We start from the raw sequence: 12,242 nt of genomic DNA, 5'->3' as shown, positions 1-12,242 counted from the left end.
AGCCGCCTCGTGAAAGGCGGCGGTTGTTCTCGACGGTTGGGAAGTGGCCCGGCCCACCATACGACCCGGAGGGCTGGGGGGCTGACGTGTCCGAGGCGGTCTAGGAGCCGGGCCGTCGAGGCAACACTAGAATAGTCGATTTCTAGTGGGGCTACGTAAGGGCACGAATGCGGCAACAATAAGATTCGCCTGACGAAGCCGTGAGCGAGAAAGCGTTAACGGGTTGATCCGATGCTGCATCGGACCCACTATCAGGGAAGCATCGTGCTTCACAGGAGGGATCATGAACGAAGGTGACACCGCAGAGCCGTTGCGCGGCGGCACAGGGTCGGCCCAGATCCTCTCCTTCCCCGCCGCGCAGAGACAGGTCTCCTTCAACAGAGGCGAACTCCAGACCATCCTCAATCTCTACGGCCGCAAGGTTGCGGAGGGGGAGTGGCGCGACTACGCCATCGACTTCCTGGCCGACAAGGCCGTGTTCTCCATCTACCGACGCACCTCGGAGGTGCCGCTGTACCGGATCGAGAAGGACCCGAAGCTCGCCAAAAAGCAGGGTGCCTATTCGGTCGTCGTGTCATCCGGGCTGATCCTCAAGCGTGGTCACGAGCTGGACCGCGTGCTCAACGTGCTCGACAAGAAGCTGAAGGTCGTGTCCTGATCAGGGCTGCCGCTTCGGGCGCTCCAGCATGAAGTGGGTGTCGGTTTCCCCGACCGGCAGGAAGCCGTGCCGCCGATAGAGCGAGCCCACCGGATTCCATTTGAGATACTGGAGCCTCACCGGCATTCCGGCCTCGTCCGCGAGCGCGAGGATGTGGTCAAGCACCCGGGTGCCGAGCCCCTGCCGATGCAGTTCCGGCACAAGGTAGAATTCGTCGAGGCGGATGTGATCGCCTGCCTGAGTGAGAGCGACCGTCCCGACCGCCCGGCCGTCCCGCACGATGCGAAAGAAGCATCGCTCGGCGAAGCGTTTCAGGTGCAGGGCCCACTGGAACTCGTGATCCCACCGTCCCCATCGCTGCACGACATGCGGTCCGATGGCCTCACGCTTCACCTCGTACGCGAAGGCGACATCCGCGTCGTTCGATGCATGCAGCCGCTCGAAGCGCACATCCGGCGCGAGATCGGCCGGCGGAAACGGGATCGGGTCGATCGTCACAGGGGCCTTCCGGTGTCCGAGCCTCGCAGACTACCGGCGGAGAGCGCCTCGTCCAAGGTCCACATGGCGGCCGTGTCGATGCCGGAGCGGTGTTAGGGAACGGGTCGCGTCGGCGGCTCCGACATGCCCGGACCCAGGGGCCGGTGCATCAGCACCGTCGAGAGCCAGCGTCCGTGCTTGTAGCCGATGCCTTTGATGATGCCGGCGAGCGCGAAGCCCATGCTCCGGTGCAGCCCGATCGAGCCGTGCGATTCCTCGTCCCCGATCACCGCCACCATCAGGCGGAAATCCCGCGCCTCGCATTCCGCGATGAGAGACGTCAGGAGGAGGCGCCCGACACCCTGCCCCTGCGCCCGCGGCGCGACGTAGATCGAATCCTCGACCGTGGACCGGTAGGCGGGGCGCGTCCGGTACGCGCCCGCATAGGCATAGCCGAGGACCTCGCCGCTGCGCTCCGCCACGAGATAGGGATAGCCGCCGTCGAGAAGGGCGGCGCGGCGGCGCGCCATCTCGGCCCTGTCGGGCGGATCGAGCTCGAAGGAGGCCGTGCCGTTCACGACCGCATCGGCATAGATCGCCGTGATGGCGTCGAGATCGGAATCGGCGGAGGGGCGGACGAGAAGGCTCATGAGCCTTCTCTAGATCAGTTTTCAACCGCAGGGGAGTGGGAGCTGATTGGGAAGACTGTCTTTTTCTCTCGGTTCGGCGCTAGCATGGCGCGCCGTCGGAGAGACCTGCGCGTGAATCAGCTCAGCCCAGAAGAGGCGCAAGGATCCGCCCCACCCCAGGCGCAAACCGCCGTCGTCTGGACCGCCATCCTGGCCTCCAGCATGGTGTTCGCCGACGGCGCGATCGTGACCGTCGCGATCCCACAGATGCGCGAGAGCCTGCACGCGTCGCTCGCCGAGATGCAATGGGTCACCAACGCCTATGCGTTGACCCTGTCGGCCTTCCTGCTGCTCGGCGGCGCGGCCGGCGACGCCTACGGGCTGAGAAGAGTCTTCATGATCGGCATCGCGTGCTTCGGTCTGACGTCCCTGTGGTGCGGCCTGTCCCAGTCGGCCGGGATGCTGATCGCAGCCCGGGCCTTCCAGGGCATCGGCGGCGCCCTGCTGGTGCCGGGTTCGCTCGCGCTGATCAGCGCCCATTTCCCGCCGGAGGCGCGCGGGAAGGCCATCGGCACCTGGGCGGCGGCCTCCGCCATCGCGGCGGCGCTGGGGCCGATCCTCGGCGGCTGGCTGATCGATGTCGGCCCCTGGCAGACGATCTTCTGGATCAACCTCCCGGTCGCCGGGCTGGCGCTATGGCTGTGCTGGAGGCGCGTCCCCGACAGCCCTGCGGCGAGCGATGCTCCCATGGACTGGATCGGCGCCGCCCTCGCGGTGATCGCCCTCGGGCTTCTCGCCTATGGCCTGACGGCTTTGGGCGAACAGGAGGGCCGCCGGGTCACGGCCGCCCTCGCGACCGTCGCGGGCATGGTCGCCCTCGGGGTCTTCATCCTTCACGAGAAACGGACCGCCGCCCCGATGATGCCGCTCGACCTCTTTCGCGTTCCGGCGTTCGCCAACGTCAACGCCCTGACGCTGCTCCTCTATTTCGCGCTCAGCGGCGCCCTGTTCTTCCTGCCGACGGTCCTGATCGAGGCCCACGGCTATTCGGCCACCGAGGCAGGGTCCGTCTTCCTGCCCTTCACCATCGTCATGGCGCTTCTATCGCGGCTCGGCGGCGCGATGGCCCACCGGTTCGGAGTCCGCAGGCTCCTGACGGCGGGACCGGTCGTGACGGGCTTGAGCTTTGCCCTCCTCGTTCCGGCCGTTTTCCACGGAAACTACTGGTCGGCCGTCGCGCCCGTCATGGCGATCATGGGCCTCGGCATGGGCATCACGGTCGCGCCGCTGTCGACCACGGTCATGAACGCTGCTCCCGGCGATCGCGTGGGCGTGGCGTCGGGCATCAACAACGCGGTCTCGCGGGTCGCGGGGCTCGTTGCCGTCGCGGGCCTGGGGGTCGTCGCCACATTGGGCTTCCGGCAGGCCGCCGCATGGGCTGCGCCGGAGGTGGCGGACGGCTTCGCCCGGGCGACCTTCGGGGCGTTGCCGCCTGGTGCGCCGCGGAGCCTCTATGCCACCGGCATGATCGGAGGGTTCGGTCTGGTGGCCCTGATCTGCGCTGCGGCGGCCGTGGCGAGCGCCTGGCTCGGATACCGCTCGGTGCCCCCGGCCGGCCCGGAGCCGGTCTCGTCCCCGTAAAAAGAAAAGCCCCGGCCTGTGGGCCGGGGCTTCGGAGAGGCGTTAGGCTGCGCCGTTCCTACTCGTTGCGGTTGCCCACGAGGGCGAGCAGGAACTGGAACATGTTGATGAAGTCCAGGTAGAGCTGCAGGGCGCCGAACACCGACACCTTAGCGGCCGCCTCGGAGTCGAAGTTGCCGTACAGGTACATCTCCTTCAGCTTCTGCGTGTCGTAGGCGGTGAGGCCCGCGAAGAGCAGCACGCCGACCAGCGAGATCGCGAACTGCAGCGCGCTCGACACGAGGAAGATGTTCACGAGCGAGGCCAGGATCAGGCCGACCACGCCCATGATCAGGAACGAGCCCATGCCCGACAGGCTGCGGTTCGTGGTGTAGCCCCAGAGCGACAGCGAGCCGAAGGCCGCCGCCGTGATGAAGAACACCTGCACGACGCTCGCGCCGGTGTAGCGGATGAGCAGCGTCGAGAGCGAGGCGCCCATCACGGCAGCAAAAGCGAAGAAGGTGCCGCGCGCGGAGGCTGCGCTCATCCGGTCCATCCGGAACGAGAACAGGAAGATGAACGCCAGCGGCGCCAGCGCCACGACCCACATCAGGGGCGAGCCGTAGAGGACGCGGCCGAACTCGGTCAGATAGACGCCGCCCATGCGGGCCGCGGCCATCGAGGGATCGCTCGTGGTGGCGAGCATGTTGACCCCGAGCGCCACCAGAGCCGAAATGGCCAGGCCCAGGATCATGTTGTTGTAGACGCCGAGCATGAAGGCGCGCAGGCCCTGGTCGACCTGAGCCGCCGTCCGGGCAAAGCCGGTGCCAGTGGCGTATTGGTTTTGCTCATACGGTTGCATCGGAGTCCTTTCTCACGGTGTCCCGTCGTTGTTCCCTCGGAAGGCTGGAAGATCAGCCCCCGGTCGCCGCAAATCCGGCAACGATCAGAATATGAGAGGTCGGGCCATCTTCCGCAAGAGGGAGGGCCAAGCTTCAAGTCTTCGTGATCCCAGCAGAATTCCTGCTGGTTGCGCCTTTCTTCGAGAAGAACCGGACGGCGCTTTCGTATTGTCCGGCCCTCCCGGCAGAGGCGTTAAAGATTTCTCAAGTATTGGGCCGGCTTTTGACTCAGGATGCGCCAGGTTCCCACCAGGCCGAGCCCCACCGCCACCAGGACGGAAAGCCCCGAGGCCAGGAGAGCGCCGGAGAGATCGAGCGAGAAGCTCAGGTTCATCACCCGCGTGATGATGAAGTAGGCCGCGAACGTCCCAGCCAGAAGCCCGAACAGCGCCGTCGCCAGCCCCAGAAGCCCGTATTCGAGCGCATAGGCCGAGAGCAGCCGCGCTCGGGTGGCCCCGAGGGTCTTGAGCACCACCGCGTCGTAGAGCCGGGCCCTGTGGCCGGCCGCGAGCGCGCCTGCGAGCACCAGGAGGCTCGCGATCAGCGCGATGGAGCTCGCGCCCCGGATCGCCATGACGAGCTGCGAGACCACGTCGTTGACCGCGTCGAGCGCATCCTTCACGCGCACGCTCGTGACCATCGGGTAGGCTTGGGCGGCGCTGCGCAGGATGCGGGCGTCGCTCGCCGCGTCCGAACCGTTCGGGTAGGTGACGGTGGCGAGATGGGTGTGCGGCGCGCCCGCGAAAGTGTTGGGCGAGAACACCATCACGAAGTTGATGCCCATGGAGCGCCATTCCACGTGGCGCAGGTTGGCGATCGTGGCCGTGATGTTGCGGCCGAGCACGTTCACCACGATCTCGTCGCCGATCTTGAGCCCCAACCCTTCCGCGATGCGCTGGTCGAAGGACACGAGCGGCTTGCCGCGGTAATCCTCGGGCCACCACTCGCCGGCCACAACCTTGGACCCTTCGGGCGCCGCTTTCGCGTAGGTGATGCCCCGGTCGCCCTCCAGCACCCAGGAGATGTCCTCCTCGGCCTTGATCTGGCTCGCCGGGACGCCGCGCAGGGACACGAGGCGGCCCCGCATCATCGGCACGCGCTCGATCTTGGCCTCGGCCTTCTGGCCCTTGAGGAAGTCCTCGAAGGCGTCGGCCTGGGCGTTGGGGATGTCGAGGAAGAAGAAGCTCGGGGCCCGCTCCGGCAGGGTCTGCTGCAGTTGCTGCCGCAGATTGGTGTCGATGACCGAGAGCGTCACGAGGAGCGTGATCCCGAGACCCAGCGACAGGACGAGCGAGGGCGTGAGCGCGCCCGGCCGGTGGATGTTGGAGAGCGCGAGGCGCGGGGCGGTGCGCCGCGGACGCGGCAGGCGCTTCGCCACCGCCATGATGCCGGTCGCCACGAGGCGCAGGAGCACGAAGGAGCACGCCGCGGCCGCCACGAACATCAGGGCGATGCGCCGATCATAGGCCGTCAGCACCGCAAGCCCCACCAGGGCCGCGACGGAGAGCGCCAGTGCCGCGAGATAGCGCTTGCGCGGCCAGCGCCGCTCCGGATCTATCTGGTCGCGGAAGAGGCCCGAGACCTGGATGTCGTGGGCTCTGCCTAAGGGCGCGAGCGCGAACACCAGGGCCGTGAGCACGCCGTAGAGCAGCGCGACGCCGAGCTCCGCGACCGCGATGGTCGGCTGGATCGGGATCGGCAGGAGATGGCCGAACAGGCCCGTGACGATGAAGGGCAGCGCCGCCCCGACCAGGAGTCCGATGGCGATGCCGATGCCGGCGATGATCATCACCTGCGTGAGGTAGAGCAGCACCACCTGGCCGCCGGGCGCCCCGAGACTCTTGAGCGTCGCGATCGAGGCGCGCTTGCGGTCGACGAAGCCGCGCACCGCGTTGGCGACGCCGACGCCGCCGACGAGCAGAGCGGTCAGGCCCACCAGGGTCAGGAACTGGGTGAAGCGCTCGATGTTGCGGGCGAAGCGCGGATCGGCGTTGAGGCGGGTGCGGACGTTCCAGCCCGCCTCCGGCAGCACACGCCCGGCCTCCGCCTCGACCTGCGAGAGCCCCTCCTCGGTGGAGAGGTTGGGCGGCAGGATCACCCGGTAGGTCCAGCGCACGAGGCTTCCGGGCTGGATCAGGCCTGTCGCCCGCACGGCGTCTTCCGACACGAGGAGCCGCGGCCCGAAGCCGATGCCGCTCGCGATCTTGTCGGGTTCCGACACGAGGCTGGCGCGCAGCTCGACCGTCGCGTCCCCGACCTTCACGCGCTCGCCGACCTTGAGGTCGAGGCGCGCCAGCAGGGCCGGATCGGCCGCCGCCCCGAAGGCGCCGTCGCGCTGGGCCAAGAGATCGGCCGGGGTCATGGGCGGGTCGGTCTCCAGGGCGCCGACGGTCGGATAGTTCGCGTCCACCGCCTTCAGCTCGACGAGCGCCGAGCCCTTGTCGCCGGCCAGCACCATGGCGCGCATGGACGCGATGGTGTTCACCTGGCCCTTTGACGCAAGAAAGGCCTTCTCTTGCGCGTTGGCCTCCCGCTGGAGCAACGAGAAGGCCATGTCGCCGCCGAGGATTCGGCGGCCCTCGCGGCCGATCCCGTCAGTGAGCGAGCGCGACAGGGAGGAGACGCCCGCGATCGCCGCGACGCCGAGCGCGATGCAGGCGAGGAAGATGCCGAAGCCTTTGAGCCCGCCGCGCAATTCGCGCAGGGCGAGGCGCAGCACGAGGGGAAGGCGGGAGCCTGAGCCCGGCTGGCGCCGGGGCTTGGCCGGAATGGTGCCGTGCATGTCGGTCCCGCCCCCTTAAGCCGTCACCGCCTCGGCCTCGATCCGGCCGGATCGCAGGCGCACCGTGCGGTCGCAGAGCCGGGCGAGGGCGAGGTCGTGGGTCACGAGCACCAGGGTCGCGCCCCGATCCCGCTTGAGGGCGAAGAGCAGGTCCACGATGGACTGGCCCGTGTTCTCGTCGAGGTTTCCGGTCGGCTCGTCGGCCACCAGGATCGCCGGGTTCGGCACGATGGCGCGGGCGATCGCCACGCGCTGCTGCTCGCCGCCGGAAAGCTGGGCCGGATAATGATGGAGCCGGTGGCCGAGGCCCACCGCCTGCATCTCGGCCTCGGCGCGATCGAAGGCGTCGTCCTCGCCGGCGAGCTCGAGCGGCAGGGCCACGTTCTCGAGCGCCGTCATGGTCGGGACGAGGTGGAAGGACTGGAACACGATGCCGATGCGCCGGCCGCGAAAGCGCGCGAGCGCGTCCTCGTCGAGGCCCGACAGGTCCGTGCCGTCGACGATCACCCGGCCGGAATCGGGCCGCTCCAGGCCCGCCATGGTCATCAGGAGCGTCGACTTGCCGGAGCCCGACGGCCCGACGAGGCCTACCGCCTCGCCCCGGTCGATCCCGAGGGAGACTCCTTTCAGGATATGCACCCGCGCGGCCCCGCGTCCGAGACTCAAATCCACATCCTGCAGCGCGATGGCCTTGTCCTGCATGCCCGATGACCCGATCTGTTGTGGAATTCTGCCGAGAAGCCCGGCACCGTTCGAAGACATATGGGAAGCATATCGATGAAGCGCCAATCCGGCCCGTTCATGACGATCATATTTGCGTGTGCGGCCGTCCTTGCGGCCATGGTCGTCCCGGCTCACGCTCCGTTGGCGCAAGGCCAGCCGATCCGCCTCGTGGCGCTGGGCGACAGCCTCACGGCGGGCTATGGCCTGCCCCAGGAGGCGGCTTTCCCGGTGGTGCTGGAACGGGCCCTGAAGGCGAAGGGCTACAATGTCGAGGTCGCCAATGCGGGCGTCTCGGGCGACACCGCCTCGGCGGGCCTCGACCGGCTCGACTGGTCGGTGCCGGACGGCACGGACGGCGTGATCGTCGAGCTCGGCGCCAACGACATGCTGCGCGGCGTCGACCCGTCCGTGCCGAGGAAAGCCATCGACGGCATCGTCGAGCGGCTCAAAGCCCGCGGCATCCCGGTGATGCTCGCCGGCATGCTGGCCTCACGCAATCTGGGCGCCGACTATGCCCAAAAATTCGACAGCCTCTATCCGGACATTGCGAAGAAGCACGACCTTGTGCTCTACCCCTTCTTCCTGGACGGAGTCGCCGGCGAGCGGTCCCTCAACCTTCAGGACGGGATCCACCCGACCGCGAAGGGCGTCGAGATCATCGTCGCGCGCATCCTGCCCACCGTCGAACAATTTATCGCCACCCTGTCGAAGCGCTGACGCCCGTCCGCGCTCACCCCAAGCCTTGAACGCGGCGGGCTCCCCGCCGCGAGGAGCCTTGCCATGGAATACCGCCGCCTCGGCCGCACCGACCTCAATGTCAGCCTCATCTGCCTCGGGACCATGACCTGGGGCCAGCAGAACACGGAGGCCGAGGGCCACGCGCAGATGGACTACGCCCTCGACCGGGGCATCAACTTCTTCGACACGGCGGAACTCTATTCCATTCCCCCGCGGGCGGAGACCCAAGGCTCGACGGAGCGGATCATCGGCTCCTGGTTCAAGGCCCGGGGCAACCGCGACAAGGTGATCCTGGCGTCGAAGGTGGTCGGCCGCTCGGAGAACACCTGGTTCCGGGACGACGGCTCCCCGGCCGAGCTCTCCCGCGCCCAGATCGAGGAGGCCGTGAACAAGAGCCTCAAGCGGCTCCAGACGGACTACATCGACCTCTACCAGATCCACTGGCCCGACCGGCCGATGCCCTGGGGCTCCAACCCGACGATCTTCCATCACAAGGAATCGGACTTCCACCCGATCCAGGAAACCCTCGAGATCATGCGCGATCTCGTGAAGGCCGGGAAGATCCGCCATCTCGGCCTCTCGAACGAGAGCGCCTGGGGCGCCATGACGTTCCTGAAAGGCGCGGAGGCCGACCCGTCCCTGCCGCGGGTGCAGTCGATCCAGAACGCCTACAACCTCCTCAACCGCACCTACGAGGTGGCGCTCGCCGAGGTGAGCATGCGCGAGGATGTGGGCCTGCTGGCCTATTCGCCGCTCGCCCAGGGTTATCTCACCGGCAAGTATCTCGACGGCGCCCGGCCCGCAGGGGCGCGCTCTACGCTCTTCAACCGCGGCCAGCGCTACGAGACCCCCGGCGCGGAGCCGGCGATCCGCAAATACGGCGCGCTCGCCCGCGAATTCGGCCTCGACCCGGCCCAGATGGCGATCGCCTTCGCCAATTCCCGTCCCTTCGTGGCCGCGACCATCATCGGCGCCACCTCGATGGAGCAGCTGAAGGCCGATATCGGGTCGATCGACGTGAGGATCACGCCGGAGCTGGAGGAACGCATCGACGCGATCCACCTGCAGCACTGCAATCCCTGTCCTTAGCCATCGTTACGTCCTTCTGCGTCATCCCCGGGCTTGTCCCGGGGATCCGCGCCTTTGCTCCGGCGTCGGAGGCCGGCGTGGATGGCCGGGACAGGCCCGGCCATGACGGCGAGAGCAACAGTTGTCCCGGGAACAAATGCGACTGTTGATCGTCTGATTCTGCATCTTGCGGGGCCGGTCCGCCTGCCCCCATGATCGCGTATCAGGAGTCCGCCAGGCTCAGGAGGTGCCGTATGCCACGCCTGTTCACCGGCATCGAGATCCCGGCCGAGATCGGCCTTCAGCTCTCGAGCTATCGTGGCGGCCTGCCCGGGGCGCGCTGGATCGATCCCGAGAATTACCACATCACCCTCCGGTTCATCGGCGACATCGATCTCAGCACGGCGCGAGATGTGTCCTCGATCCTGGGCGACACCCGGCGGCGCGATCCCTTCACGGTCACGATCGAGGGGCTCGACACCTTCGGGGGCGAGCGCCCCCGCGTGGTCTTCGCCCGCGCCGGCAACGGCGATCTCACGGACATGCACCAGGAGCAGGAACGCCTCATCCGCCGGGTTGGCCTGCCGCCGGAGCGGCGCAAGTTCACCCCGCACGTGACCCTGGCGCGCCTGCGGGATTCCTCCCCTATCGATGTGGCCGACTACTTCGCCACGAGGGGGCATTTTCCCAGGCTCACCTTCACGGCCCGCCGCTTCGTCCTGTTCTCGTCCCGCGACTCGGTCGGCGGCGGTCCCTACGTGGTCGAGGCGGCCTATCCGCTGGGGTAATTCCCTACGGGTCATTCCCGGCCGGAGAGGGCGTAAGCCCTCGCAGGGGAAGGGAACCCATGAAACGCCGCGCTGGGGAATGGATCCCCTTCCCTCGCTTCGCTCGCCGGGGAAGACACGCTCTCCCCCTCGACGCACCGGCCAAGCTTGGCTAAACCGTGAGCCATGGCGTCCATCATCTTCCTCACCCATCCCGAAGTCGTCATCGACCCGGCCGTTCCCATCACCCAATGGCCCCTCAACGCGGTCGGGCACACGCGGGCGGAGCGTTTCGCCGGGATGCTCGTCGGACGGGACGTCACGGCGGTCTATGCCTCGACCGAGCGGAAGGCGATGGACGGGGCCGCCATCGTGGCCGAACGGCTCGGCCTGGCCTACGGCACGGATGAGGCGCTCGGCGAGAACGACCGCTCGGCCACGGGCTATCTCGCGCCGCCGGAGTTCTGGGAGGTCGTGAAGGAATTCTTCGGCCGGCCGCACGAGAGCATCCGGGGCTGGGAGCGCGCCATCGACGCGCAGACGCGCATCGTCGCGGCGGTGACCCGTGTCGCCCGCGAGGACGAAACCTCCGGCGACATCGTCATCGTGTCTCACGGAGGGGTCGGCGCCCTGCTGACCGCCCATCTCCAGAAGGTCGAGATCGGCCGCGAGAGCCGTCCGTCCCATCCGGGCGGCGGCTGCTTCCTCGTATTCGACCGAGACACCTTCGCGATCCGGCAGGACTGGCGCGCGATCGAGGACGGGCTCGGCACCATCTGAAGGCTTGCCAGGCGGGCTGCGGGGGACTAGCCCCTGCCTGAACCGATCACCCGCGAAAAGGCGCCCGCACCGATGAACCTCACCAGCATGGCCCGATTGATGCCCGGCATCGCGCTGTGCGGTGCTGTCGCGCTCGCGGCCATGGGGCTCCAGCACCTGGAGGAGGCCTGGACGGGGCGACCCTGGCTGGAGGCGCTGGTGATCGCGATTCTCATCGGCACGGCGATCCGCACCGCCTGGACGCCGGACGCGCGTTTCGCGTCCGGCATCGGCTTCTCGGCCAAGATGCTGCTGGAGGTGGCCGTGATGCTGCTCGGCGCCTCGATCAGCTTCCAGGCCGTGATGCAGGCAGGCGCCGGCCTCATCCTCGGCATTGCGGTCGTGGTCGCCGTCGCGATCGGGGCGAGCTACGGCCTGTGCCGGCTTCTCGGCCTGCCGAAGCGCATGGCCGTGCTGGTGGCGTGCGGCAACTCGATCTGCGGAAACTCCGCCATCGCGGCGGTGGCGCCGGTGATCGGCGCCAGGGCGGAGGACGTGGCCTCGTCCATCGCCTTCACGGCGATCCTCGGGGTGATCGTGGTCCTGGGCCTTCCCCTGCTCGTGCCGGTGCTCGGCCTGTCGGAGACGCAGTACGGCGTTCTCGCCGGCCTCACGGTCTATGCGGTGCCGCAGGTGCTCGCCGCCACCCTGCCGGTCGGCATGGTCAGCACCCAGCTCGGCACCCTGGTGAAGCTGGTGCGGGTCCTGATGCTCGGCCCCGTGGTGATCGGGCTCTCGCTCGCTGCAGGCCGCGACGGGGCGAGCCGGCCGGGCTTCTCGCTGAACCGCTTCGTGCCCTGGTTCATCATCGGGTTTCTTGCTCTCGCGGCCCTGCGCTCGGCGGGCCTCATCCCCGACATGGTGCTGAAGGCCGTCATGCCGCTCGCCACGATCCTCACCGTCGTCTCGATGGCGGCTTTGGGGCTCGGCGTGGACCTGAAGGTGCTCGGCCGCGTCGGCGGGCGGGTGACGCTCGCCGTGACCCTGTCGCTGCTGGTGCTGCTCGCGATCAGCCTCGGGCTGATCCGTCTGCTCGGGGTGGCGTGACGCATCGGGGCT

12 protein-coding genes are annotated in these 12,242 nt (G+C 68.2%); 7 read left to right on the top strand and 5 right to left on the bottom strand.

Annotated elements, in window-relative coordinates; genetic code table 11:
- Positions 1-283: 283 nt before the first annotated feature.
- Positions 284-658, top strand: coding sequence for a DUF2794 domain-containing protein (locus tag DES45_RS03205; RefSeq protein WP_114768502.1), 375 nt, complete (start codon positions 284-286; stop codon positions 656-658).
- On the opposite strand, the gene DES45_RS03200 is transcribed toward DES45_RS03205, so the two are convergent.
- Both DES45_RS03200 and DES45_RS03195 read right to left on the bottom strand, forming a co-directional pair.
- Positions 659-1,156, bottom strand: a complete 498-nt coding sequence (locus tag DES45_RS03200) for a GNAT family N-acetyltransferase (RefSeq protein WP_245429715.1) — start codon at positions 1,154-1,156, stop codon at positions 659-661.
- A 92-nt stretch (positions 1,157-1,248) separates the two neighbouring features.
- A complete protein-coding gene (locus tag DES45_RS03195; RefSeq protein ID WP_114768501.1) occupies positions 1,249-1,785 on the bottom strand; it encodes a GNAT family N-acetyltransferase in 537 nt (178 codons plus the stop codon).
- A gap of 111 nt (positions 1,786-1,896) precedes the next feature.
- On the opposite strand from DES45_RS03195, the gene DES45_RS03190 reads away from it, so the two are divergent.
- Complete coding sequence (locus DES45_RS03190) at positions 1,897-3,405, top strand: MFS transporter (protein ID WP_245429713.1); 1,509 nt, start codon at positions 1,897-1,899, stop codon at positions 3,403-3,405.
- 58 nt (positions 3,406-3,463) lie between these two features.
- On the opposite strand, the gene DES45_RS03185 is transcribed toward DES45_RS03190, so the two are convergent.
- From DES45_RS03185 to DES45_RS03175, 3 genes are all read right to left on the bottom strand, one after another.
- The gene (locus DES45_RS03185) at positions 3,464-4,246 is read right to left on the bottom strand and encodes a Bax inhibitor-1/YccA family protein (RefSeq protein WP_114768499.1); all 783 of its coding nucleotides are present in this window, start codon (positions 4,244-4,246) and stop codon (positions 3,464-3,466) included.
- A gap of 233 nt (positions 4,247-4,479) precedes the next feature.
- Positions 4,480-7,068, bottom strand: a complete 2,589-nt coding sequence (locus DES45_RS03180; RefSeq protein ID WP_114768498.1) for an ABC transporter permease — start codon at positions 7,066-7,068, stop codon at positions 4,480-4,482.
- Between the two features lie 15 nt (positions 7,069-7,083).
- On the bottom strand, positions 7,084-7,770 hold the full coding sequence (locus DES45_RS03175) for an ABC transporter ATP-binding protein (protein ID WP_114768497.1): 687 nt from the start codon (positions 7,768-7,770) through the stop codon (positions 7,084-7,086).
- A 75-nt stretch (positions 7,771-7,845) separates the two neighbouring features.
- On the opposite strand from DES45_RS03175, the gene DES45_RS03170 reads away from it, so the two are divergent.
- The 5 genes from DES45_RS03170 (at position 7,846) to DES45_RS03150 (ending at position 12,230) form a co-directional block, all read left to right on the top strand.
- Positions 7,846-8,508, top strand: coding sequence for an arylesterase (locus DES45_RS03170; RefSeq protein ID WP_114768496.1), 663 nt, complete (start codon positions 7,846-7,848; stop codon positions 8,506-8,508).
- 63 nt (positions 8,509-8,571) lie between these two features.
- Positions 8,572-9,618 carry an aldo/keto reductase gene (locus DES45_RS03165; protein WP_114768495.1) on the top strand — a complete coding sequence of 349 codons (1,047 nt, stop codon included), beginning with the start codon at positions 8,572-8,574 and terminating at the stop codon, positions 9,616-9,618.
- A gap of 233 nt (positions 9,619-9,851) precedes the next feature.
- Positions 9,852-10,385, top strand: coding sequence for an RNA 2',3'-cyclic phosphodiesterase (gene thpR / locus DES45_RS03160; RefSeq protein ID WP_114768494.1), 534 nt, complete (start codon positions 9,852-9,854; stop codon positions 10,383-10,385).
- A 165-nt stretch (positions 10,386-10,550) separates the two neighbouring features.
- Entirely contained in the window at positions 10,551-11,144 is a 594-nt protein-coding gene (locus tag DES45_RS03155; RefSeq protein WP_114768493.1) for a histidine phosphatase family protein, read from the top strand.
- Positions 11,145-11,216: 72 nt separating this feature from the next.
- Positions 11,217-12,230: a YeiH family protein gene (locus tag DES45_RS03150; protein ID WP_114768492.1), complete on the top strand. Its 1,014-nt coding sequence runs from the start codon at positions 11,217-11,219 to the stop codon at positions 12,228-12,230.
- Positions 12,231-12,242 lie beyond the last annotated feature (12 nt).

Origin of the sequence: Microvirga subterranea (assembly GCF_003350535.1) — a bacterium.
In the GTDB taxonomy this organism is placed as follows: Bacteria; Pseudomonadota; Alphaproteobacteria; order Rhizobiales; family Beijerinckiaceae; genus Microvirga; species Microvirga subterranea.
The sequence above is the reverse complement of the archived record's forward strand: the minus strand, read 5'-3'. Positions and strand labels throughout refer to the sequence as shown.